Annotated in this window: 24 protein-coding genes and 1 riboswitch; of the genes, 15 read left to right on the top strand and 9 right to left on the bottom strand. The window is 69.0% G+C overall.

The features are described from left to right. Positions 1–133: 133 nt before the first annotated feature. The 4 genes from PGN25_16195 to PGN25_16180 all read right to left on the bottom strand — a co-directional run bounded on the left by PGN25_16195 (position 134) and on the right by PGN25_16180 (position 4,795). Complete coding sequence (locus tag PGN25_16195) at positions 134–1,342, bottom strand: IS701 family transposase (GenBank protein ID MEH3119079.1); 1,209 nt, start codon at positions 1,340–1,342, stop codon at positions 134–136. Between the two features lie 278 nt (positions 1,343–1,620). Then, positions 1,621–1,935: a hypothetical protein gene (locus PGN25_16190; protein MEH3119078.1), complete on the bottom strand. Its 315-nt coding sequence runs from the start codon at positions 1,933–1,935 to the stop codon at positions 1,621–1,623. 166 nt (positions 1,936–2,101) lie between these two features. Further along, positions 2,102–2,389 carry a hypothetical protein gene (locus tag PGN25_16185; protein MEH3119077.1) on the bottom strand — a complete coding sequence of 96 codons (288 nt, stop codon included), beginning with the start codon at positions 2,387–2,389 and terminating at the stop codon, positions 2,102–2,104. A 165-nt stretch (positions 2,390–2,554) separates the two neighbouring features. Further along, complete coding sequence (locus PGN25_16180) at positions 2,555–4,795, bottom strand: TonB-dependent siderophore receptor (protein ID MEH3119076.1); 2,241 nt, start codon at positions 4,793–4,795, stop codon at positions 2,555–2,557. A 120-nt stretch (positions 4,796–4,915) separates the two neighbouring features. Further along, positions 4,916–5,116: riboswitch (cobalamin riboswitch) on the bottom strand. A gap of 377 nt (positions 5,117–5,493) precedes the next feature. On the opposite strand from PGN25_16180, the gene PGN25_16175 reads away from it, so the two are divergent. Both PGN25_16175 and PGN25_16170 read left to right on the top strand, forming a co-directional pair. After that, on the top strand, positions 5,494–5,898 hold the full coding sequence (locus PGN25_16175; GenBank protein ID MEH3119075.1) for a hypothetical protein: 405 nt from the start codon (positions 5,494–5,496) through the stop codon (positions 5,896–5,898). Between the two features lie 86 nt (positions 5,899–5,984). After that, positions 5,985–6,248 carry a hypothetical protein gene (locus PGN25_16170; GenBank protein ID MEH3119074.1) on the top strand — a complete coding sequence of 88 codons (264 nt, stop codon included), beginning with the start codon at positions 5,985–5,987 and terminating at the stop codon, positions 6,246–6,248. 73 nt (positions 6,249–6,321) lie between these two features. On the opposite strand, the gene ccmB is transcribed toward PGN25_16170, so the two are convergent. Beyond that, entirely contained in the window at positions 6,322–6,990 is a 669-nt protein-coding gene (ccmB, locus tag PGN25_16165; protein ID MEH3119073.1) for a heme exporter protein CcmB, read from the bottom strand. Then, a complete protein-coding gene (gene ccmA / locus PGN25_16160) occupies positions 6,987–7,622 on the bottom strand; it encodes a heme ABC exporter ATP-binding protein CcmA (protein MEH3119072.1) in 636 nt (211 codons plus the stop codon). Before ccmA ends, ccmB begins: the two co-directional genes overlap by 4 nt. 209 nt (positions 7,623–7,831) lie before the next feature. Here ccmA and PGN25_16155 point away from each other — a divergent pair, with 209 nt between their 5' ends. From PGN25_16155 to PGN25_16120, 8 genes are all read left to right on the top strand, one after another. After that, a complete protein-coding gene (locus tag PGN25_16155; protein MEH3119071.1) occupies positions 7,832–8,005 on the top strand; it encodes a hypothetical protein in 174 nt (57 codons plus the stop codon). Between the two features lie 302 nt (positions 8,006–8,307). Beyond that, positions 8,308–11,007, top strand: a complete 2,700-nt coding sequence (gene acnA, locus PGN25_16150) for an aconitate hydratase AcnA (GenBank protein ID MEH3119070.1) — start codon at positions 8,308–8,310, stop codon at positions 11,005–11,007. 157 nt (positions 11,008–11,164) lie between these two features. After that, positions 11,165–11,755, top strand: coding sequence for a PadR family transcriptional regulator (locus PGN25_16145; GenBank protein MEH3119069.1), 591 nt, complete (start codon positions 11,165–11,167; stop codon positions 11,753–11,755). Between the two features lie 99 nt (positions 11,756–11,854). Continuing rightward, positions 11,855–12,154 carry an antibiotic biosynthesis monooxygenase gene (locus tag PGN25_16140; GenBank protein ID MEH3119068.1) on the top strand — a complete coding sequence of 100 codons (300 nt, stop codon included), beginning with the start codon at positions 11,855–11,857 and terminating at the stop codon, positions 12,152–12,154. A 26-nt stretch (positions 12,155–12,180) separates the two neighbouring features. After that, positions 12,181–12,828 (top strand): maleylacetoacetate isomerase, encoded by a 648-nt coding sequence (gene maiA / locus PGN25_16135; protein MEH3119067.1) that lies wholly within the window; start codon positions 12,181–12,183, stop codon positions 12,826–12,828. A gap of 181 nt (positions 12,829–13,009) precedes the next feature. Continuing rightward, positions 13,010–14,341, top strand: a complete 1,332-nt coding sequence (locus tag PGN25_16130) for an NAD(P)/FAD-dependent oxidoreductase (protein MEH3119066.1) — start codon at positions 13,010–13,012, stop codon at positions 14,339–14,341. 135 nt (positions 14,342–14,476) lie between these two features. Next, complete coding sequence (locus PGN25_16125) at positions 14,477–14,803, top strand: EthD family reductase (protein ID MEH3119065.1); 327 nt, start codon at positions 14,477–14,479, stop codon at positions 14,801–14,803. Then, positions 14,803–15,096 carry a hypothetical protein gene (locus PGN25_16120; protein ID MEH3119064.1) on the top strand — a complete coding sequence of 98 codons (294 nt, stop codon included), beginning with the start codon at positions 14,803–14,805 and terminating at the stop codon, positions 15,094–15,096. The genes PGN25_16125 and PGN25_16120 overlap by 1 nt, the downstream gene beginning before the upstream one ends. A 49-nt stretch (positions 15,097–15,145) precedes the next feature. On the opposite strand, the gene PGN25_16115 is transcribed toward PGN25_16120, so the two are convergent. Next, positions 15,146–16,519: a methyl-accepting chemotaxis protein gene (locus PGN25_16115; GenBank protein ID MEH3119063.1), complete on the bottom strand. Its 1,374-nt coding sequence runs from the start codon at positions 16,517–16,519 to the stop codon at positions 15,146–15,148. A gap of 397 nt (positions 16,520–16,916) precedes the next feature. Between PGN25_16115 and nadA the strand changes: the two genes are divergently transcribed. The 4 genes from nadA to PGN25_16095 all read left to right on the top strand — a co-directional run bounded on the left by nadA (position 16,917) and on the right by PGN25_16095 (position 21,312). Continuing rightward, entirely contained in the window at positions 16,917–17,960 is a 1,044-nt protein-coding gene (gene nadA, locus PGN25_16110) for a quinolinate synthase NadA (protein ID MEH3119062.1), read from the top strand. Continuing rightward, positions 17,960–19,489, top strand: a complete 1,530-nt coding sequence (locus tag PGN25_16105) for an L-aspartate oxidase (protein ID MEH3119061.1) — start codon at positions 17,960–17,962, stop codon at positions 19,487–19,489. Before nadA ends, PGN25_16105 begins: the two co-directional genes overlap by 1 nt. Further along, the gene (nadC, locus tag PGN25_16100; GenBank protein MEH3119060.1) at positions 19,482–20,342 is read left to right on the top strand and encodes a carboxylating nicotinate-nucleotide diphosphorylase; all 861 of its coding nucleotides are present in this window, start codon (positions 19,482–19,484) and stop codon (positions 20,340–20,342) included. Before PGN25_16105 ends, nadC begins: the two co-directional genes overlap by 8 nt. A 295-nt stretch (positions 20,343–20,637) precedes the next feature. After that, the gene (locus tag PGN25_16095) at positions 20,638–21,312 is read left to right on the top strand and encodes a L,D-transpeptidase (GenBank protein ID MEH3119059.1); all 675 of its coding nucleotides are present in this window, start codon (positions 20,638–20,640) and stop codon (positions 21,310–21,312) included. Positions 21,313–21,391: 79 nt separating this feature from the next. Here PGN25_16095 and PGN25_16090 read toward each other — a convergent pair whose 3' ends face one another. Both PGN25_16090 and PGN25_16085 read right to left on the bottom strand, forming a co-directional pair. Further along, positions 21,392–21,529, bottom strand: a complete 138-nt coding sequence (locus tag PGN25_16090; protein MEH3119058.1) for a hypothetical protein — start codon at positions 21,527–21,529, stop codon at positions 21,392–21,394. 329 nt (positions 21,530–21,858) lie between these two features. Continuing rightward, positions 21,859–22,287 carry a DUF971 domain-containing protein gene (locus PGN25_16085; protein MEH3119057.1) on the bottom strand — a complete coding sequence of 143 codons (429 nt, stop codon included), beginning with the start codon at positions 22,285–22,287 and terminating at the stop codon, positions 21,859–21,861. A gap of 159 nt (positions 22,288–22,446) precedes the next feature. Here PGN25_16085 and moaA point away from each other — a divergent pair, with 159 nt between their 5' ends. Further along, on the top strand, positions 22,447–23,481 hold the full coding sequence (gene moaA, locus PGN25_16080) for a GTP 3',8-cyclase MoaA (protein MEH3119056.1): 1,035 nt from the start codon (positions 22,447–22,449) through the stop codon (positions 23,479–23,481). Positions 23,482–23,547 lie beyond the last annotated feature (66 nt).

The following is a 23,547-nucleotide window of genomic DNA, read 5'->3' as shown; positions in this document are numbered from 1 at the left end:
TTGAGATGGGCGTTTCGGGCGGTCGCCTGATGCGCCCGTCGCCAGAGCGACCATGCGATGACGTGAGCGGGCTGGATGCGCCGCTGTGCCAGCCGCACCGCGATGCGGCGGATCTCCTGGACCGACCAGCGGATCAGCGCGCGGGCGGTCTCGGCCGCGCCCGTCTTTTTGGGGGCGGCGCGTTGGCGTGATGGCGGATTACGGCCAGCAGGGCGAAGGCCATCATCACCAAGCTGACGTGCCGGTGCCAGCCGTGCCAGGAACGGGTCTCATTATGAGCGAGCCCAAGTTCGGTCTTGGCCGTCTCGAACGCGTCCTCGATCGTCCAACGCTGGCCCTCGACCGTCGCCAGGGTCGCGACCGACGTGCCGGCCGGGCACCACGTCGTGAAGTACGCCCGCTCGCCGTCAGTCAGGCTACGGCGGATCAGCAGGCCGCGCGTCCACAGGCCGGCCTGATCGTAGTCGGCACCGTCGAGGTCGGCCAACTCGCAGTAAGCCCAGTCGTACAGCCGCGCGCCCTTCGTGCCCTCGCCCGCCGACAGGCGCGTCCAGGCCGTCGGAGCGAGGCCGTTCGCGATCGCCTCGGCGGTGCCGGCCACCAGCGGCTTGCCGACCCAGGAATTGAACAGGTGATCGGTCTTGACCCCGAGCACGTAGCCCTTGCCCGCGCGCCGTAGAGCCATCTCGATGTCGCCGACCCCATAGACGGTGTCGGCCGCAACCCAGGAGAACGGCACGTCGGCGGTCATCGCCCGCTCGATCATCGTTAGAGCCAATCCCGGCTTGGTCGAAAAGCTCGTCCCCTCCGGCACGTGGGCGGCGGCCAGCCGGGCCGGATCCGAGGTCCAGGTCTTGGGCAGGTACAAGGCCCGATCGATGAACGCGTGACCGTGGTGCGAGGCGTAAGCCGCGAACACGCCGATCTGACAGTTCGTGATCTTTCCGGCCGAGCCGGTGTACTGGCGATGCACACCGCACGAGGCTTTGCCCTGCTTGAGAAAGCCAGTCTCGTCGAGAACCAGAACCGCGTCCGGGTCGGCCAGGGTTTCCAGGGCATAGTCCCGCACGACGTCGCGCAGGGCGTCGGCATCCCAGCGTCCGCGACCGAGCACGGCCTGCTGACGCCAGGGCCCGGGATCGCCCGCAGCTTCCGCCCGCATCCAACTGGTCTTGCGCCGCTCCGCGCCGAGCAGTCCGTCCAGGAATGCTCCCGCCGAGGCCGCCACCCGCTCCTGAGAAAACAGCGGGCGCATGCGTCCCTTCACCTCCCGCAGCGAAGAGGCCCAGAGCTCCAGCGTCGCCTCAATCGAGGCCCCCGGCGTCCATGATGCGCGAATCATGGTGCCGCAAGGAGTCAGAACCTCGCCAAAAACGCAACTGTAATGCTAGCTCTCTGCCCGTCATCGAGGCCTGGGATCGCGGACCACCCTCGTGGAGTGTAGCTCGGTGAGGGCACACACCAGCCGCTCGACACCAAGCGACGACATGCCTCTGAAACTATCTTGTGAACTCAAGCACATACGTGTTCGCACTTTTGTTCTGAATGGCGCACCATTTCACGACGCTGCACCCTCCTCACGATCGGTCTCGGCGACAGCGCGGCTTTCGCCTTGAGTGATCACTCCGCACCGGCTTCTCCGGAACGACTGCCGTGCAGCGACACGCAGGTTCTCACCATGTCGCTCATCGTGAGTTCCTTGGTGTCGCCGATATTGGCGACTTCCTCCAGGCACCGCATGAAATAGTGGCTGTCGAGCCCGGGCGAGAGTGTGTTCATCGACTTGCCGACACGTTCGGTGAAGTCGAACTTCTCGCTCGCGCCCGCTCTCGGCCAGAGCGAGGCCTTGTCGTCCATTTTCAGCCGGGCCGCCGCCCACGAAGATCCCGTGCATGCCAGGATCGCCAGAATGCAGACCGCGGCCGCTCGTCCCATCGTGCTTTCCTCCCCGGCACGCCGTCGAGGATGAGTGTCGACGGTCGGCTTACCGGCTCTTGCCAACGCCGCATGCCTCGCGACGTTGCAGCGCTGGCAACGTTTAGTTTTCCTCAGAATGCTGCCGAGCCATGGCTCGAATCGACCAGTATCGGCTCGAAGACCCTCAGCGTGAACTGCCGCCTCCGCCTCCGCCTGCGCTGCCCTGCGGGATCGCCCGCTCCGGCTGACCGGCATTGCCGCCCGCCGCCGAGTCCGTGGTGATGGTGTCGGCTCCGGTGGCGCCCGGCGCAATCACGTAATCGACCGTGTTTCCGGTGGTGTTGGTCTGGCGCTGGATGATCGTTCCCGGCGGGAACGGGCCGCCGGGAGCGCCCGGGGGCTGTGCCTGGGCGAAGGCCGCGCCTGAGCCGAGACAGCTCAGGGCGGCGAGGGTGACGACGACGCGACGCATGGGATTGCTCCGGACGCGAAGGCTCCGGCGGATGATCCGCCGGAGCGACCATCGGGAGACAATGCCGCCATGGTCCGAGAAGTTTCCGGATTCCCCTGCGGCGTGATGACGGCTCCGCCTGCCGTCCGAACCGCCAACCCTTGCGCCGGCTTCCGCGATTACCCGTCACCACGCGATCGTGTAGGCGACCTCGAAGGAGCGCGGGCGCCCCAGCAACCACGCCGTGCCGACGCCGTCCACCGCGCTGCCGTCGATCGCGTAGATCTTGTCGAACAGGTTGAAGACCCGGAGCGACAGGCGGGAGCCGGTCGTGACCTGATGGTCGAGGCCGAGATTGACCAGCGTATAGGCGGGCCGCCGGGCGGTGTTGCCGAAGTCGCTGAACACCTCGCCGACATGCTGGAGGCCGACGCGTCCCTCCCAGTCCCGAGCGAAGGCCCAGTTCACCCAGAGATTGGCCACCTGCTCCGGCACGTTGATCGGCTGCCTGCCGGCATAGGAGACGGCGACGCCGCCGACGTTCTGGGTGAAGTCGTCGTACTGAGCGTGCAGCAGGGCGAGGTTGGCGTCGATGCGCCAGCCGGGCGCGGGAAGCCAGGACAGGGCGGCCTCCGCGCCGAGCGAGGATTGCTGGCCGACCTGCGTCGAGACCGTGGGCTGCCCCGGCACCGCCGAGATCGGGTTGTCCTTGACGATGCGGTAGCCGGCGAGCGTCCATTCGACCGCGCCGCCGAAGACGAGACCCTTGGCGCCGACCTCGACCTGGCGGCCGGTGGAGAGCTCGAAGCCGGCGAGCGGCTGCGACAGGGTGATCAGGCTGTTCACCGGGTCGGTCGCGGTGGCGTATTGCGCGTAGAGCGAGGTGTCCGGCTTCGGCTCGTAGAGCAGGGCGAAGCGGTAGCCGAGCGCCCGGAACGAACGTTCGAAGGTGGCCCCGCTGCGCAGATCCTCCCGGTAGAGGCTCGGCGCGTCGAAGCGCACGCCGGTGAGGAATGACAGCCGCTCGGTCAGGAACAGCCGGTCTTCGGCGAAGACCGAGGCTTGATTGGTGCGTGTGGCATAGGCCGGGCTCGCCCGGCCTCCGACCGGAAAGAGGCCGGGATCGTAGCCGGTCAGCGGCACGCTGGTCGGCGTCTCGGAGAAGTTGAAGTTGTTGGTGTGGCGGAAGCTGACGTGGTTCACGTCGAAGCCCGCCGAGAACTGGTTGGCGAGGCCGAACAGCGAATGGCGGAAGGTCGCGTCGAAGCGATTCCCGATCTGTTCCTGGCTGTGATAGATCTCGAGATAATCCGAACGGTCGACCAGACCGGTCGCCGGGTTGAAGCGGTACTGCTCGACATCGCGCCAGTGGCGGCGGCTCTGGAGACGGTAGGCGGTGTTGCGCACGCTCACGTCGGCCGAGGGGGTCCACTCCGTCCGGAACTGCGTCCAGTTGTCGGTCCAGGCGATCTTCGAATCGCGAACGTTGTAGTTGTTGAAGCGGATGGCATCGAGGATACGCCCGTTCACCAGCGGCGTCCCCCAGTAGCGGGTGGGCTCCTGGTAGCCGAGATCGTGGCTGAGGGTGAGGGCGAGGTCCGGGTTGGCCTGGAGCGTCAGCGCCCCCGAAACCGCGAGATTGCGGAAGTCACCCTCCGGCATGATCCATCCGCCGGCGCGGTTGCCGCTGACGTTGAGGCGATAGGCGAGCGATTCGCCGATCGGCCCGGTCGAATCGACCGCCGCGCGGGCGATCCCGTCCTCGCCGAGGCCGAAGCGCGCGACGTTGAGGGGCGTGAACAGCGGTTTCTTCGAGACGACGTTGACGATGCCGCCGATCGCCCCGTCCCCGTAGAGGACGGAGGCCGGCCCGCGCAGCACCTCGATGCGCTCCACGTTCCAGGTGTCGAACGGGAAGGTGACGGTGTTGGCGCCGACATAGAGCCGAGTGCCGTCGAACAGCGTCTGGATCGAGTTCTGACCGGCGAAACCTCGGGCGGTGAAGAATCCGAGCCCCGAGCCCGGCGAGCCGAAGGCGGTGATGCCGGTGCCGTTCTGGGAAACCGCTTCCAGCACGCTGGTCTGGCCGCGCAGGCGCGCGGTCTCGCCCGAGATGACGTCGAGGCTCGCCGGGGTTTCCAGCGGCGTGAGGCCGAGGCGGCTCGCCGAGCGCGACGGCGTACGCAGGTTGAGGCCGACCGGCGAGGACTGCGTCAGGCTCGGGCTGCGCAGCGCGGCGGCGGCTTCCGCCCCCACGGCGTCGGCGGGAGCATCGGAGGGCAGGCCGAGACCGGCGGCGCCTTGAACGGCGATCTCATCGAGACGCGCGACCGGCGCTTCCTGTGCCTGCGCGGGAGCCGCGATCGCGAGAGGGAGGGCGGCATACAGGAGGGACCGGCCGCGGAAGCGGCGGGGGAGGGGTGGCATGGGACGGACGAAGCCTCGGGCAGTAACGGTGGCACGTCACCGCGACCGAGGCCGACACGCCCGGGCCGACGGCCCGACGCGCTTCGACACCTGCTGGAGCACCCCGCCCGGCATGGCTCGCGTGTGACCACGGCTGACGGCAGGTCTCCTGGCTCGCGGGTCGTCGTCCCCCATCGTCTTCCCAGGCGAGGCACGCCCAGTGACGTCATGATGGGGGGCTCTCCGCTCACAGTTGCGGGGGCAGCCGCGGAGTCCGAGCGCGATGCCCGTCACCGCATTCCCTTTTGATCCCTTGCGGGAACCGTCGGCGGCCACGCTAGAGGGCGTGGTCCATTCCGGTCAACGTGGCCGCGAGCGTGCCTGTAGGCCTGTGCCTTCGATGCAACAGAGTCGATAGGCAGAAAAAAGGCCGCTCCGGTTGGAGCGGCCCGAAGTCTAGGGAGGAAACGCCCAAGAAGGGCAGCAGGGCCGCGACGCCATCGCGAACCTGCATGGCCATTGTTTCTCACGCTGCAGTGCACAAAGCAATCGATTCGATCACGGTTGGGGCATGCATTTTTCGCATATGATAGGGCGACGACCGCCGTGGCTGCGGGTGATTGTCATCCCTCTTGGCGGCCCGCAACTTGCCTTGGAACTTGCGTTGGGTTGAGGATCGGCCTCACTCGAAGGCGTTTCGGTCGATGCGGGTCTCGTGGGTGCTGTCGCTGGCTGCGGTGTTCCTGCCCGCCGGATCGCAGGCGGAGGAGACCCATGTGGACGTCGCGGCCTTCATGGGAACGGCGCGTCACCGTATCGGCGAACGCGTCACGCTCGACCATTGCCATCTCGTTTACGCGACGCCGGACGAGATGACCTGTGTCGGCCTCGCCCCGGATGGCGAGGCCGGCGATGTGAGGGCGGTCGGCAAGCTGCTGATCCGAGTGGCATCGGCCGAATTCCGCAGCCGAGCCCGCGCGCTCGCGCTTTGCCAAGGCGGCGAGCTCGGCGAGGATTGCGATGTCAGCATCTCCGGCGAGGTGTTCGATGCGTCCCGCTCGTTCGGGCTCGACGAGGCGCGCGTGATGGGACTGCGCGAGGCCACGATCGGCTGGCCGGACTGAGCCGATTCGGCGAGCGCCGGCCGACAGCCGTGCGACCGGTGAACCGGTACGAGCCTCCTGCGTTCGAACTCCAAGGGAGTTCGACGATGATCACACGCATCCTGTTCACCGCGGCCATGGCGACGGCGTTCGCGGCATCGGCCGCAGCTCAGGCACCGACTCAGACCGGGACCGGCGGCGGCCCCGGTTCGACCATCTACGTGCCCAACACCTCCTCCGTCGGCCGCACCATGCCGCCCGCGGGGGGAGGGGGCGAACGCCGCGACTCGACCGTGTCGGAGCGCGAATCGCGCATGGAGAAGAAGGACGACAAGATCGATACCGGGATCTGCATCGGCTGCGACAAATAATGCCAAGCCGCAGGGCAACCGGCGATGCGTCGGGATCATCGCCGGTTGGCATAAGGTCGTCCGGGATCTCGGGTCATTCCGGCCAGCGCAGCGCGGCGGCGGCGGCCAGGGTGCCGACCACCGCCGCGATCAGGCTCAAGGCAGCCAGCACCGCCAGCGGCGTCGTGAACGGCACGGTTCCGCCGAGCGCCGCTTCCGCGGCCGAGACGCCGAAGATCAGCGTCGGGATCATCAGCGGCAGCACGACGATGGCCAGGATCAGCCCACCCCGGCGGATCGAGGCGGTCAGCGCCGCACCGACCGCGCCGATGAAGGCGAGCGCCGGCGTGCCGAGCGCCAGCGTCAGGGCGGTGGCGCCCATGGCGGCCGGCGAGAGCGCCACCAGCAGGCCGAACAAGGGCGAGGCGAGTGCCAACGGCAGGCCCGTGGTGAGCCAGGAGGCGAGCACCTTGGCGAGCACGACGAGTTCCAGCGGCACCGCCGCACCGGTCATCAGGTCGAGCGAGCCGTCCTCCTCGTCCGACTGAAACAGCCGGTCGAGACCGATCAGCGTCGCGAGCACCGCCGAGAGCCACAGGATCGCCGGTCCGATCCGCGAGAGCAGGTTCAGGTCGGGCCCGAGGGCGAAGGGCACCAGCACCACGATCATCAGGAAGAAGACGAGCGAGAGCGCGCCGGAGCCGCCGACCCGGGCGGCGAGCTTGAGGTCGCGGGCGAGCAGGGCGGAGAAGGCGCGCATCATAGCTGATCCTCCGCCGGAGCCGCCGCCTCGGGTGCGCCTGGGCCGATGCGCAGCTCGCGCGCGTCCTCCAGGCCGAGCGCCTGATGGGTCGCGGCCACCACGAGGCCGCCCCCGGCGCGATGGTGGTTCATCAGGCCGGCGAGTACGCCCTGCGAGGCGAGATCGAGGGCCGCGGTCGGCTCGTCGAGCAGCCAGAGCGGACGGCGGCAGACCAGCAGCCGCGCCAGCGCCACCCGGCGCCGCTGTCCCGCCGAGAGGTAGCCGACCGGCAGGCGTGCCACGTGCGGCAGGCCCATCGCTTCGAGCGCGGCTTTCGGGGAGGCTGCCGGATGGCCGAGGAGGTCGCGGGCGAATGCGAGGTTCTCGGCAGCCGTCAGCGCCGATTTCAGCCCGTCCCGATGACCGACCACGTGAAGGCATTCCGGCAGGCTCGCCTCGCCGATCCCCTCGGCCCGGATCGCCCCGGCATCGGGCTTGAGCCGCCCTGACAGCATCGCGAGCAGGCTCGACTTGCCCGCCCCGTTCCGCCCGGTGACCATCAGCGCCTCGCCGGGTCCGAGATCGAAGGAGAGACCGGAAAAGATCCGGCGTCCGGAGCGGCGGCAGGCGAGATTCTCGACGATCAGCCGCACGGATCGTCCTTCGGCATTGGGAAAGTCCGCACGTCTCGTCGTCCCGGAGCGGAATGGCGCTGATCGATGGTCCGCGCGTCCCGCCGGAGCGGGGTGCGGGGCTGTCACGGGCGGCCTATAGCCGATCGCCGCCCACGGTGCGAACCGCCCGCGCTTGCCGGGAATTGACCCGGCAGCCGGCGAACGAATGCCGGCAGGAGGGTCCGGTCATGGATGCCGAGACGACCCCGCGGGCCCTGTCCCGCCCGAGCGAGGCGGCGGCGGCCCGCGCACCCGCCGCCGTGGCGGGGCGCGAGCGGCTGACAGCCCGACTCGTCCCGGCCCAGCTCGAAGCGTTCCGGGAAGCGGTCCGCCGCTGCTCCGCCTCCGCGGCGGAAGCCTGATCCGACCGCACTGTCAGTCGCGCGCCTGTGTCATCGGGCCAGTAGCGGCCATTTTCGAAACGTTCTATAGACCGGCCCAGGCTGCGCCGCGCGATCATTCAAGGGCGTCCAAACCGCCCCTCGCGCACCATCCTGAGTGCTTTTCGCGAATGTCCCGGCGCCGGGGCTCCGTCGAGGGCACTCGCTACCCGGGCACCCCCGGGGCGGCGCGCGCTCCTCGGAGCGCACCGGCCGAACACCTCTCGTGGCGCAGGTCATGCCTGCTCCGTGTTCGCTAACGCCAGCTCAGGACTCGACTCGCCGTGGCATCGCTCGACAGTTTCAAGGCTCGCCAGACGCTTGAGGCAGATGGCAAGACCTACACCTATTACTCGATCCCCGAGGCACAGAAGAACGGCTTGGCCGATGCGGCCGCCCTGCCGTTCTCGATGAAGGTGATCCTCGAGAATCTCCTCCGCTTCGAGGACGACCGCTCGGTCCGCAAGGGCGACATCGAGGCCGCCGTCGCGTGGCTCGGCAACCGGGGCAAGGCCGAGACCGAGATCGCCTTCCGTCCCTCCCGCGTGCTGATGCAGGACTTCACCGGCGTTCCGGCGGTGGTGGACCTCGCCGCCATGCGCGACGCCATGGCGAACCTCGGCGGCGACCCCCAGAAGATCAATCCGCTGGTGCCGGTCGATCTCGTCATCGACCACTCGGTGATCGTGGACGAATTCGGCACCCCGAAGGCCCTCGACGAGAACGTGGCGCTGGAATACGCCCGCAACGGCGAGCGCTACACCTTCCTGAAGTGGGGCCAGTCGGCCTTCCGCAACTTCTCCGTGGTGCCGCCGGGCACCGGCATCTGCCATCAGGTGAACCTCGAATACCTGTCGCAGACGGTCTGGACCCGGACCGAGGACGGCGCCGAGATCGCCTATCCCGACAGCCTCGTCGGCACCGACTCGCACACCACCATGGTCAACGGTCTGGCCGTGCTCGGCTGGGGCGTCGGCGGCATCGAGGCCGAGGCCGCGATGCTCGGCCAGCCGCTGTCGATGCTGATCCCCGAGGTCGTCGGCTTCAGGCTGTCCGGCAAGCTGCCGGAGGGCACCACCGCGACCGACCTCGTGCTCACCGTGACGCAGATGCTGCGCAAGAAGGGCGTGGTCGGCAAGTTCGTGGAGTTCTACGGCCCCGGCCTCGACGACATGCCGGTGGCCGACCGCGCCACGATCTCGAACATGGCGCCCGAATACGGCGCGACCTGCGGCTTCTTCCCCATCGACCGGAAGACCATCGACTTCCTGAAGGTCACCGGCCGGCAGGACGAGCGCATCGCGCTCGTCGAAGCCTATGCCAAGGCGCAGGGCATGTGGCGCGACGCGCAGACCCCCGACCCGGTCTTCACCGACACGCTCGAACTCGACATGGGCACCGTGCGCCCGTCGCTCGCCGGCCCGAAGCGCCCGCAGGACCGGGTTCTGCTCGACGCCGCCAAGGCGGGATTCACCGACGCCATGGAGAAGGAGTTCAGGAAGGCGTCCGACATCGCCAGCCGTTACGCGGTCGAGGGCACGAACTTCGACATCGGCCACGGCGACGTGGTGATCGCCGCGATCACGTCCTGCACCAACACCTCGAACCCGAGCGTGATGATCGGCGCCGGCCTGCTCGCCCGCAACGCGGTCGCCAAGGGCCTGCGCTCGAAGCCGTGGGTGAAGACCTCGCTCGCCCCCGGCAGCCAGGTCGTCGGCGAGTATCTGGAGAAGTCCGGCCTGCAGGAGAGCCTCGACGCGCTCGGCTTCAACCTCGTCGGCTTCGGCTGCACCACCTGCATCGGCAATTCCGGCCCGCTCCCGGCCCCGATCTCGAAGGCGATCAACGACAACGACGTGGTCGCGGCCGCCGTGCTCTCCGGCAACCGCAACTTCGAGGGCCGCGTGAACCCGGACGTGCGGGCCAACTACCTCGCCTCGCCGCCGCTCGTCGTGGCCTATGCGCTGGCCGGCTCGCTCCAGATCGACATCACGAAGGAACCGCTCGGCCAGGGTTCGGACGGCAAGCCGGTCTACCTCGCCGACATCTGGCCGTCCTCGGAGGAGGTGAACCGCTTCATCGAGGAGAACATCACCTCGGCCCTGTTCAAGAGCCGCTACGCCGACGTGTTCGGCGGCGACGCCAACTGGAAGGGCGTGGAAGTCACCGAGGCCGAGACCTTCGCCTGGGACGGCGGCTCCACCTACGTGCAGAACCCGCCCTACTTCGAGGGCATGGAGATGACGCCGGCCCCCGTCACCGACATCGAGGGCGCGCGCATCCTCGGCCTGTTCCTCGATTCGATCACGACCGACCACATCTCGCCCGCCGGCAACATCCGCGCGGCCTCGCCCGCCGGCGAGTACCTGCAATCCCATCAGGTGCGGGTGCAGGACTTCAACCAGTACGGCACCCGCCGCGGCAACCACGAGGTCATGATGCGGGGCACCTTCGCCAACATCCGCATCAAGAACCAGATGGTGAAGGACGAGGCCGGCAACGTCGTCGAAGGTGGCTTCACGCTGCACCAGCCCTCGGCCGAGCGGATGTACATCTACGACGCCGCGCAGAAATACGCGGAGGAGGGCATCCCCCTCGTCGTCTTCGCCGGAAAGGAATACGGCACCGGTTCCTCCCGCGACTGGGCGGCCAAGGGCACCAAGCTCCTGGGCGTGCGCGCCGTCATCGCCGAGAGCTTCGAGCGCATCCACCGCTCGAACCTCGTCGGCATGGGCGTGGTGCCGCTGGTCTTCCAGGGCGACACGTCCTGGCAGTCGCTGGGGCTCAAGGGCGACGAGACCGTGACGATCAAGGGGCTGGCGGGCGAACTGAAGCCGCGCCAGACGCTGACGGCCGAGATCACCTCTGCCGACGGCTCGAAGAAGGAAGTCCCGCTGACCTGCCGGATCGATACCCTCGACGAGCTGGAATACTTCCGCAACGGCGGCATCCTGCCCTACGTGCTGCGCTCGCTGGCAGCGTAAGCGGCTCCACCTCGAACGATGCGGAAAGGCCTCCCTCCGGGGAGGCCTTTTTCGTTTCCGGCATGAGAAGGCGGTCCGGCGGGTCGGCGGACTTGCATTCGACCTATTTTCGATATATCTAAAATCACGACATATCGAAACAGGATCGAATCATCCGATGCGTCACCATTTCCCCCGTCATCACCCCCTCCACGACTTCCTCGCCCGCGGGGAACGGCACGACCGGCCCCTTCATCACCGCATGCATCGCGAGGGGCCGCCCTTCGGGCGCGGCGGCCGGGGCGGGCTCGGCCGCTTCTTCGCTCATGGCGACCTGCGGCTCGTCATCCTGCATCTGATCGCCGAGAAGCCGCGCCACGGCTACGAGATCATCAAGGCGATCGAGGAGCAGGTCGGCGGCGCCTACAGCCCGAGCCCGGGCACGATCTACCCGACCCTCACGCTCCTCGAAGAACTCGGCCACGTCACGGTCAGCGAGGGCGAGGGCGCCAAGAAGCTTCACACCATCACCGAGGAAGGCCGCGCCTATCTGGAAGCGCAGCGCGCCGTCCTCGATCCGCTGCTGGCACGCATGGCCGAGGCCGCCCGCACCCATGGCGGTGGTCCGGCCCCGCAGGTCGTGCGGGCGATGGAGAACCTGAAGCTGGCGCTGCGCCTGAGGCTCGGTCGCGGTCCCCTGAGCGAGGACGCGATCAACGCCGTCGCCGCGGCCATCGATGCGGCGGCCACCGCCGTCGAGCGTGCCTGAACCGCGCGCCGAATGCCGCCGGCCTGATTCCGACCGGGCTCGACCGCGGGCCCGGCGAGCGGTAGGGCGGTCGCCGACCGGCAAGGGAGCGGCAACAGGATGATCCTCGAAATCGCGCAGATCGACGTGAAGCCCGGCTCGGAGGCCGCGTTCGAGGCCGGCATTGCCGAGGCCGCGAAAATCTTCCGAGCCGCCGCCGGTTGCCGCAGCTTCGCCGTGCGCCGCTCGGTCGAGAAGCCGCAGCGTTACCGCCTGCTGATCGAGTGGGACACGCTGGAGGCCCATACCAAAGACTTTACCGGTTCCCAGGCCTGGAAGGATTACCGTGCGATGGTGTCCTCCACTTTCGAGGCTCCGCCGCAGGTCGAGCACACCGAACTGACGCTCCAGGCCTTCTGAGCGGAAGACGGGAAAGGAAGCGACCCATGAAGATGTACGGCAACTGGCGCTCCGCCGCCGCGTTCCGGGTGCGTGCGGCGCTGAACCTGAAGGGCATCGCTTACGAGGAAAGCTTCCTCGATCTCGATGCCGGCGATCAGTTCAAGCCGGACTTCCTCGCCATCAATCCGCAGGGTGCGGTGCCGGCCCTGTTCGACGGCGAGGGCCCACCCCTGACGCAGTCGCTGGCGATCCTCGATTACCTCGAAGAGACGCATCCCGGCGTTCCGCTGCTGCCGGCCGAGCCGCGGGCGCGGGCCCGCGTCCGCTCGCTGGCTCAACTCGTCGCCTGCGACACGCATCCCCTCTACGTCCCGCGGGTGCGCACCTTCCTGATGGAGAATTACGGCCTGTCGCGCGAGCGGATGCTGGAATTCCTGCGCAACGCCTTCACCACCGGCCTGAAGACGCTGGAGACGCGTCTCTCGGCCGAGCCGGGCACGGGCCGCTTCTGCCAGGGCGACGCGGTCAGCCATGCCGATCTCTGCCTGATCAGCCTCTGGGTCGGCACCGGTATTTTCGGCATCGACACCGAACCCTATCCGACAGTGAAGCGGATCGCCGAGACGCTCCTCTCGCTCGATGCGGTCGCCCGCGCCCATCCCCTGCGCCAGCCCGGTGCCCCGGCCCAGTAGAACAAAAGAAAAGCTTCTCAGCGGCACAAAAAATTTTGCCGGATCCGCCCAGGATGCTTTGCCAAACTTGCGCCCCACCCACGCGGCGAACGAGTGGGTGATCGCACGGGTGCTGATGTAAGATCATTCCAAGCTGGAGGGCCGCCGAATGACGCGGCCCACGCACGGGAGTGGGGCGAGGATGGTTCCGAGCGAAACGGTCACCGATCTGCACAGGATCGTCGTGGTGGGGGGAGGGGCCGCCGGCCTGGAACTGGTGACGAAGCTCGGCAACAAATATGGCAAGCGCGGCAAGGCGCACGTCACCCTGGTCGACCGGGCGCGGACCCACATCTGGAAGCCGCTGCTGCACGAGGTTGCCGCCGGCTCGCTCGATGTCGGCCACCACGCGGTCGACTACCTGCATCACGCCCACGCCAACCATTTCCGCTACCGTATCGGCGAGATGACCGGTCTCGATCGCGAGAAGCGGGTGATCCAGCTCGCCGCCAGCCGTGACGGCGAGGGGCGCGAGGTCACGCCGATGCGCACGGTGCCCTACGGCACGCTGATCATGGCGGTGGGGTCCACCACCAACGATTTCGGCACGCCGGGGGTGGCGGAGCACGCCATTGCCCTCGACACCAAGGAGCAGGCGGTGCGCTTCCACCAGCGCCTCGTCAACGGCATGCTGCGCGCCCACACCCAGGAGGGCCCGGTGCGCCCCGGCCAGCTCCACGTGACGGTGATCGGGGCGGGCGCGACCGGCACGGAGCTCGCGGCGGAACTGCACCGCACCACCCGCGAGGTCGCCAGCACCGGCCTCGACCGGATCGACCCGGCCAAGGACCTCAAGATCACCCTGGTCGAGGCCGCCGACCGCATCCTGCCGGCGGTGCCGCAGCGGCTGGCGGGGGAGGTCATGGCGCTCCTCACGAAGATCGGCGTCGAGGTGCGGGTGAAGGCGCGCGTGACCGAGGTGCGCGCCGACGGCGTCCAGCTCGCCGATGGCGGCTTCATCCCGTCCGAGCTCGTGGTCTGGGCCGCGGGCGTGAAGGGGCCGGCCTTCCTCAAGGATCTCGGCGGCCTGGAGAGCACGCGCAACAACCAGCTCGTCGTCACGCCGACGTTGCAGACGTCGCGCGACCCGGACGTGTTCGCCATGGGCGACTGCGCCTACCTCGTGGAGGCCGGCTTCGACACGCCGATCCCGCCGCGGGCGCAAGCCGCGCATCAGCAGGCCTCGCACCTCTACGGGCAGATCGCCAACCGGCTGGCCGGCCGGCCGCTGAAGCCGTTCAAGTACCGCGACTTCGGCTCCCTGGTCTCGCTCGGCGAGTACACCGCGGTGGGCAACCTGATGGGCTTCATCCAGGGGAAGAACATGTTCATCGCCGGGCTGTTCGCCCGGCTGATGTACCGCTCGCTCTACAAGATGCACGAGACGGCGGTGAACGGCTGGTGGAAGACCAGCCTCGATGCCCTCGCCCGGGCCCTGACCCGCCGCACCGAGCCGCGGGTGAAGCTGCACTGACGAACGGTCTCTCAAGAACGTTCTCGTGACTGGGGCTCTCGTGACTTGGGCGCCGCCCGCGCTTGATCCGGCGGCCGGGTGCGTCATGTTCCCGATCCGCCGGCCCGCGGTAGAGCGCCGGCGGAAGGAGACGCCATGATCCTCGTCAGCGTGATGTATCCGAGCGGCGCCGGCACCCGCTTCGATATGGACTACTATCTCAAGAAGCACATGCCGCTGGTCGGCGAGCGCTGGACCCCGAAGGGCCTGCACGATTACACGGTGGTGAAGGGCATCGGCACGCCGGACGGCGGAGCGCCGCCCTATCAGGTGGTGGCGCTGCTGCGCTTCGAGTCGGCGGATGCGTTCAAGGCTGCGGCCGCCGCGGACGGCCCGGAGATCTTCGGAGACATCCCGAACTTCACCGATACGCAGCCGGCGGTGCAGCTCAGCGAATACGCTTCGTCGGAAACAAGGGTCTGATGATCGATATCATCAAGCAGATCCAAGAGGCCAATCCGGGGCTCGGCACGACGATCATCGTGTTGCGCTCCGACTCGCGGGCGCTGGCCGACCCGGCCAGCTTGACGCCGGAGGCGAAGGCGTGGCTCGACGCGAACGCGCCCGACGCTCGCCTGTCGCAGGAAACGGTGATGCTGGCGCCCTACCCCGGCGCCGTGCCGGCCGAGCGCACCGTCACGGTGCTGGCCTTCACGGATGCCCGTCATCTGGCCACCTTCGCCACGACCTGGACCGGCGATCCCGACGCCGCTTGAAACGATCGGGGCCGCACCGATCCCGAGAGGACGGGCGGCCCTTCCCGGCTCAGCCGGCTTCGACGATCCGGTTCGCCGCCGCGATCATCTCCTTCATCGCGGCGCCCGCGGCCTGATAGGCCGGCGTGCCGACATCCCAGTTGCCCTGAGCGATCGCCTGAACCATGCGCTCCGCCTGCTCGTGGGCGGTCGCTTCGGCCGTCAGGAACGCATCCGCCGCCTGACTGCGCGCGGCGTCGGAGCGCAGACCCTCCGCGACCTGCCGCGCGGCGCGTCCGCGCAACGACGCCTTGGCCGGATCGGCCGCCGCCGCGCCGAGCAAAATCGTCGCCAGTTCCCGCTTCCACAGGCCGATATCGGCCGGCAGGCGCACCAATTCGTAGAGATCGAGACCGGCGGCGTCTGCGAGGGCCGTCTGCGCGATGCCTTCGGCTTTCAGGAGGCGCTTCGTGATGCTGTCGATCTCGGTGCGGGTCTTGGCCGCCTTCTCCGCGATGCTCTGGACGCTGCGGGAGATCTCCGCCGTCGCGCTGCGCTGCTCGGTGATGGTCGCGGCGAGCGCGGTGTTCATCTCGCTGGTCTGCGCGATGCGCTCGGCCGCGCCCTCGACACGGGTGCCGAGCGTATCGACCACGGTGCTGCCCGTCGCCACCGCCGTGCGGCTTTCCTCCACCGCCCGGGCGATCTGATTCATCTCACCCTGGAGCGTGTTGAGCCAGGTGCGGATCTGCTCGGTCGAGCGGGCGGTCTGCCCGGACAGCGATTTCACCTCGGCGGCCACGACCGAGAAGCCGCGTCCCGCCTCGCCGGCGCGGGCCGCCTCGATGGTGGCGTTGAGCGCGAGCAGGTTGGTCTGGCTCGATATCGTCGCGATGGTGCCCGCCATGGTACCGATCTCGGCGATGGCGTTCTGGAGAAGCTGGAGGCGCTCGTCGATCTGATGCGTGCGGTCGCGGATCGCATCCATGGCGGAACGCGCGTTGCCGACATCGGCCGTGCATGCGCTCATTGCCTCGCGGGCGGCGGCGGCACTCGCGCCCGCCGTCGTCGAGGTTTCCGCGACCTCGGCGATGGAGGAGACCATCTCCTCGATGGCGCTGGCGATCGTCTGCGTCGATTGCGCGACCTCGCCGACGTCGTAGGTGGTCCAGCCGATATTGATCGCGCCTTCCGAGGCCTCCTTGGCGACGGCGGCGATGTCGGACCGCCCGGTGCGGATGTCCCTGCGCTGCTTCCGGTCGAGATCGGCCAAGGCTGAGCCGATCGCCGTTTCCGTAAACGAATCGTCGTCGGGACCGGCATGCTCGGCCAATTGCCTGATCGCGCCGATCAGGCGCTCCTCGTCCGAGGGGCCGGCGATCGGGCTTTCGGTGAGCGTCGGTGCGGAATGTCCTGCACCGCGACGGAGCTTGAGAAGCAGCATGATAGAGGCGGGCCCCGACGATTTCTTCGCCGTTGGATTTTCGAGAGACAGGCTCGCGGCCGCCGCGAATGAGCTGATCGTACAACTCTTGATCGTGGCTCGGCCTGAAGCCATGCTCCCACTGTCTGCAACGATGGTTGTCTCACCCGAATTGTTAACGTGAGATTTAGATGAAGTCGCTCCTGCATTCTGGTGGTTAAACATTCCCATCAAGTGATATTTATAATTTAATAGGAAACTGTTTGTCGGCTGTTCTCCAACGCCCCCGCTTGTGCGACCGCAGCAAAAGTTTGCGTCGCAAAATCGTTATGCTCAGTCTCAGCATATCTGGACAAGGCGGAGGGCGACGCCTAAGTTAGGCGGCGCAATGCTCAATTTGAGCATAAAGGAGACCACGATGTCCCAGGCAGGATCCGCCCTTCGCGAGCCGGCCGGCCGGGCCCTTCCGCTGCCCGAGATCTACGCCCGCGTGAGCCGTCACGTGCCCGCCATCGAGTGGCCGGCGCTGGCGCCCGACGTGGAGGCGATCCTGCGCCTGAAACGCGAGCGCAACGCGGTGGTTCTCGCCCACAACTATCAGGCGCCCGAGATCTTCCACACGGTGGCGGACATCGTCGGCGACAGCCTCGCCCTGGCGCGCGAGGCGGCGCGGGTGGACGCCGACGTGATCGTGCTGGCCGGCGTGCACTTCATGGCGGAGACCGCCAAGCTGCTGAACCCCGAGAAGACCGTGCTGATGCCCGATATGGGCGCCGGCTGCTCGCTCGCCGATTCGATCACCGCCGCCGACGTGCGGGCCCTGCGTGCCAAGTATCCGGGCGTGCCGGTGGTGACCTACGTCAACACCTCCGCTGCGGTGAAGGCGGAATCCGACGTGTGCTGCACGTCGGGCAACGCCGCCGACGTGGTGCGCTCGCTCGGGGTGCCGCGGGTGCTGATGATCCCGGACGAGTTCCTGGCCCGCAACGTCCAGCAACAGGTGCCCGAGGTCGAGATGCTGACCTGGGCCGGGCATTGCGAGGTGCACGAGCGCTTCACCCCGGCCGACATCGCCGACGTGCGCGACAGCTATCCCGGCATCACCGTGATCGCCCACCCGGAATGCCCGCCGGAGGTGGTCGAGGCGTCGGACTTCTCCGGCTCGACGGCGATGATGATGAACTACGTCACCGAGAGGCGGCCCTCTCAGGTCGTTCTGGTGACCGAGTGCTCGATGGCCGACAACATCGCGGTCGCCAATCCCGACATCGAGTTCATCAAGCCCTGCAACCTGTGCCCGCACATGAAGCGGATCAGCCTCGCCAACATCCGCCACGCCCTCGAGACGATGACGCACGAGATCACCGTCGAGGAAGGGTTGGCCGAGCGGGCGCGGCGCGCGGTCGAGCGGATGCTCGCGGTCAAGCCGACCCAGACCGTCTCACCCAGACAGGCCGCCTGATGAGCGTCTTCGCCCGCAGCCCCGCCGACCGGGTGATCGTGGTCGGCGCCGGGGTGGCCGGTCTCGCCACCGCCCTGCGGCTCGCCCCCCGTCCCGTCACCCTCGTCACCGCGGCACCGCTCGGAACCGGCACCGCCACGGGCTGGGCCCAGGGCGGCATCGCCGCCGCCATGGGTGCCGACGACGCGCCGCGCCTGCATGCCGCCGATACGGAGGCCGCCGGCGCCGGGCTGACCGAGCCGGGCGTGGCCCTGCGCATCGCCGAGGCCGGCCCCGGCCTGATCGATTGGCTCGTCGCCCTCGGCACGGGCTTCGACCGCGAGGTGGACGGCGCGCTGGCGCTCGGCCTGGAGGCCGCCCACAGCCGCCGCCGCATCGTGCGGGCGCGGGGCGACTCGACGGGGCGCACCGTGCTCGAAGCTCTGGCCCGCGCGGTTCGGGCGACGGCCTCCATCGAGATTCTCGTCGCGAGCCTGCATGGGCTGATGCAGGACGCCGACGGCAGCGTGCGCGGCGTCGTGTGCGAGCGGGACGGCGCGGCCTTCCGCCTGCCGGCACGGGCCGTGGTGCTCGCGACCGGCGGCCTCGGGGCGCTCTACGCCTCGACCACGAACCCGCGCGGTGCGCTCGGCCGCGGCCTGCTCGCCGCGGCGCGGGCGGGGGCAACCCTGCGCGACCTCGAATTCGTGCAGTTCCACCCGACCGCCATCGCCGCCGGCCGCGATCCGATGCCGCTGGCCACCGAGGCCCTGCGGGGCGAGGGCGCCGTCCTGATCGACGAGCGCGGCGAGCCCGTCATGGCCGGAATCGAAGGCGGCGATCTCGCGCCCAGGGACATCGTGGCCCGCGGCATCTTCCAGGCGCTCAGCCGCGGCCGCACCGTCTCTCTCGACGCGCGCGGCAGCCTCGGCGCCCGCATGCCCGAGCGCTTCCCGACCGTGGCGGCGCTCTGTGCGGAGGCCGGCATCGACCCGGCCGTCCAACCGATCCCGGTTCGCCCGGCGGCGCACTATCACATGGGCGGCGTCCTCGTGGACGAGGCCGGCCGCAGCAGCGTCCCGGGTCTGTGGGCCTGCGGCGAGGTCGCCTCCACCGGTCTGCACGGCGCCAACCGGCTCGCGAGCAACTCGCTCCTCGAAGCGCTCGCCTTCGCCCCCCGCATCGCCGAGTCGATCGGGGGTGCGCCGGCACCCATCTCCGCGGATCGTCCCGCGCCGCTGCCCGAGATGCGCCCGCAGGACGCGAAAACCTTGGGCGAGGTGCGCGGGATCATGGAGGCGTGCGTCGGCGTCGTGCGCGACGCGGCGGGACTGGCGCGGGCCGTCTCCGGCCTCGCGGACCTGTCGGCGACCGGCTGCGATGCCGCGGCCACCGGCCTGATGATCGCCCGCGCCGCCCTCGACCGGCGCGAGAGCCGCGGTGCGCACTGGCGCAGCGACTTCCCGGGCCAGCATTCGGCCCGCCACGCCGTGACCACCCTCGCTGTCCAGGGCGGTCCCGCTGCCCTTCAGGAACTCACCGATGCCTGACGATATCCTGCTGCCGTTGCCGCGGCTCCTCGTCGAGCCGGCGGTGCGGGCCGCGCTCCTGGAAGATCTCGGCCGGGCCGGCGACATCACCACCGATGCCATCGTACCCGCCGGGAGGCGGATGGAGGCGGTGATCGCCTCCCGCCAGGACGGCGTGATCGCCGGCACGGATGCCGCGGCCATCGCCTTCGCGTTGATCGATCCGAGCCTGTCGGTCTCGGTCGAGCGGGGCGACGGCAGCCGCGTCGCTCCGGGCGACACGGTGATCCGTCTCTCGGGCCCGGCCCGGGCCGTACTCACCGCGGAGCGCGTCGCCCTCAATCTGCTCTGCCGCCTCAGCGGCGTCGCCACGGCCACGGCTTCGCTGGTCGAGGCGGCCCGGCCGCACGGCAAGGCGCGGATCGTCTGCACCCGCAAGACCACGCCGGGCCTGCGGGCGCTGGAGAAGCACGCCGTGCGCGCGGGCGGCGGCTCGAATCACCGTTTCGGCCTCGACGACGCGGTGCTGATCAAGGACAACCACGTCGCGGTCGCGGGCGGCATCATCCCGGCGATCGAGCGGGCGCGGGCGGGGACCGGTCACCTCGTGAAGATCGAGGTCGAGGTCGATACCCTGGCGCAGCTCGAAGAGGCGCTCTCGGTCGGTGCCGACGCGGTGCTCCTCGACAACATGAGACCCGACACCCTGCGGCAGGCCGTGGCGATGGTCGATGGCCGCGCCGTCACCGAAGCCTCGGGCCGGATCGACCGCGATACGGTCGGTGCCGTCGCGGCGTCCGGCGTCGATCTGATCTCGGTCGGCTGGATCACCCACAGCTCCGCGATCGTCGATCTCGGCCTCGACGCGGCCTGATAACCGGTCCGACTGGCGAGGCCGCGATCTGCGCCGGACGCGAAGGGACGGATCACGGGGGATGCCTCGCCATCGCGCTCCAACCGCTTCCCTGACCCGAACCTGCTTCTTGCCCGTACGGCCAAGCTGCCACAGTGTGGCCACGCAGTCACGAGGGCGGCGGAAGCGGTGCCGCACCGCAAATCAAGCTTGGCTTTGAACCGCGAGCGTTTACGCCTTGGCGAGGGTCCGCACGGCATCGTGCGGCGGTTCTCCCACCGCGTCCCCTGTTCTTCGCCTGCCTCGAGAGGCCCTGATGCGCCGTTTCGTCATTGCCCTGGGCGGGCTCGCCTGCGCGACGGTCGCGCTCGCAAGCCCCGCCGCCGCCTATGAGATCGACCCGCTCACCCGCCAGCCGCTGACCGACGTCCTGACGGTGCGCGTGCGCCCGCAGAACGTGGTGCCGACCGCCAACGCCGTCCTGCCGGCGGACATCCCGGGCTCGCCGGCCGCTGCCGACCCGCTGGCCTCGACAGTGCCGCAGATGACCGCGATCCCGCGCGAGACGGTGCCGTATTCCGGCCCCTACGCACCGGGCACCATCATCGTCTCGACCACCGAGCGCCGTCTCTACCTGATCCAGCCCGGCGGCGAGGCCTTGCGCTACGGCGTCGGCGTCGGCCGTCCCGGCTTCACCTGGGGCGGCACCCAGACCGTCACCATGAAGCGCGAATGGCCGGATTGGCGCCCGCCGTCCGAGATGCTGCGCCGCCGCCCGGACCTGCCGCGCTACATGAAGGGCGGCATCGAGAACCCGCTCGGTGCGCGCGCCATGTATCTCGGCAATACGATCTACCGCATCCACGGCTCCAACGAGCCGGAGACGATCGGCACCGCGGTCTCCTCGGGCTGCATCCGCATGACCAACGAGGACGTCACCGATCTCTACGGCCGCGTGAAGGTCGGCGCCCGGGTCGTCGTCCAGCGCTGACGGTCCGACGTGCAGCGAAATACGAGGGGCCGGCAGCGATGCCGGTCCTTCTCTGCGCCTCAAGCCAGGTGCGGCGCCCTCAACCGATCAGGAGCAGATCGAGCGCCACGACGGCGAGGCCGCCGACGATGGCGAGGCCGAGAATGACGACGCTGCCGAGCTGATCGACGGAGTTCACGTCCTGGCCGGCGCGGTGTCGGGTATCCGTGGCTGCCACGCGGCACCTCCGTTTGATCCGCCGAGAAGTCCGCAGGGCAACGGCAGGAGCGCCCGATGGTTCACGGCAAGGCGAGAAGGCCATGCTCCCATCCCCACCCTCATCCTGAGGTGCCGCGTGAGCGGCCTCGAAGGGTGTTCCAGATCCCGCGCGGATCCCTGGAGCCCCCTTCGAGGCCTCCGCTGCGCTCCGGCACCTCAGGATGAGGGGCGAGATGGGATCACCGCAGTCAAACAGGCTCTGACACCGCGAGTGGGCGTCGGCCGCGCCGATCTTTCGCAACGGCGTCGGGTGAGGGTGGTCGCATCAGGGTTCGACGCCCGCGGCCGTCAGTGGCAGCCGCAGCTTCCGCTGCCGCATCCGCCGTGGCTGTGGGCCGCCTTGGCGGGTGCGCTCGCGGCACGGTCCCGGGAGAGGCCGCGCTCCTCCAGCTCCCGCAGATAGGTCGACCAACGGTTGCGGTACTCGCGGCCGAGATCGAACAGATAGTCCCAGCCATAGATCCCGGTGTCGTGCATGTCGTCGAAGAACAGCTTCACGGCATAGTTGCCGACCGGCTCCACCGACAGGATCGCCACCTCGCGCTTGCCGCCCAGCACCTTGCGCTCGGCCGGCGAATGGCCCTGGACCTCGGCCGAGGGGCTCGACACGCGCAAGTATTCGGCGGGCAGTTCGAACCGGCTGCCACCGTCGAAGGCGACCGTGAGAATGCGCTTGTCGCCGGACAGACGGATTTCGGTGGGCCAGCGCTCGCTCATGACGGTCCGTTTCCAAGTCTCGCCGTTCGAAGGTCTCGTGCCGGCGTTGCGCGCTTGCGCTTGCCGGGACATGCCACCGCCCTCATATGGATGGCGATGTTGGATCTGTCAGCCGACAAAACCGCCCATCGTCGGAACGAGTCGAGTTCAGAGGCGCGCATGTGGGGTCCCGCCGAAGACGCTCCCGCGCCCGTGCGCCCGGCGCCGTTGATCGACCCGTTCCAGCGGGCGATCACGTATCTTCGCATCTCGGTCACGGATCGCTGCGATTTCCGCTGCGCCTATTGCATGGCCGAGGACATGCAGTTCCTGCCCAAGCGCGATCTGCTGACGCTCGAAGAGCTCGACCGGCTCTGCGGCGTGTTCATCGATCGCGGCGTGCGGAAGTTGCGCATCACCGGCGGCGAGCCGCTGGTGCGCCGAGACATCATGCACCTGTTCCGCCGGCTCTCCCGCCATCTGAGGAGCGGCGCGCTGGACGAACTGACGCTGACGACCAACGGCTCGCAGCTCACCCGTTTCGCGCCCGAACTCGCCGAACTCGGCGTGCGCCGGATCAACGTCTCCCTCGACACGCTGGACCCGCAGAAGTTCAGGGCGATCACCCGGCGCGGCGACCTGTCGGTGGTGCTGGCCGGGATCGACGCGGCCCGGGCCGCCGGGATCAAGGTCAAGATCAACGCGGTGGCGCTGAAGGGCGTCAACGAGGACGAGATCGCCGGCATGATCGCCTGGGCCCACGGGCTCGGCATGGACATGACGCTGATCGAGGTGATGCCCCTCGGCGAGATCGAGGGCGACCGCACCGACCAGTTCCTGCCGCTCTCGGTCGCTCGTGAGCGCCTGGAGCGGCGCTACACCCTGACGCCGCTGCCCGACCGCACCGGCGGCCCGGCCCGCTACGTCCGTGTCGAGGAGACCGGCGGGCGGCTCGGCTTCATCACCCCGCTGACGCATAATTTCTGCGAGAGCTGCAACCGGGTGCGCCTGACCTGTACCGGCAAGCTCTACATGTGTCTCGGCCAGGAGGACGCGGCGGATCTGCGTGCGGCCCTGCGCGCCTCCCCCGAGGATGCGCTGGTGACGCAGGCCGTGGCCGAGGCGATCTCCCGCAAGCCGAAGGGCCACGATTTCGTCATCGAGCGGGCGCGTCCGGCGGCGGTGCCGCGGCACATGAGCGTGACCGGCGGCTGAGCGTCCCAGGGTATCGATGCGGGAGGACGCTCGGCTCGGTTTGACGCCCACTCGGACGCCCCGTAG

Source organism: Methylorubrum populi (assembly GCA_036946625.1).
Lineage (GTDB): Bacteria > Pseudomonadota > Alphaproteobacteria > Rhizobiales > Beijerinckiaceae > Methylobacterium > Methylobacterium populi_C.
The sequence above is the reverse complement of the archived record's forward strand: the minus strand, read 5'-3'. Positions and strand labels throughout refer to the sequence as shown.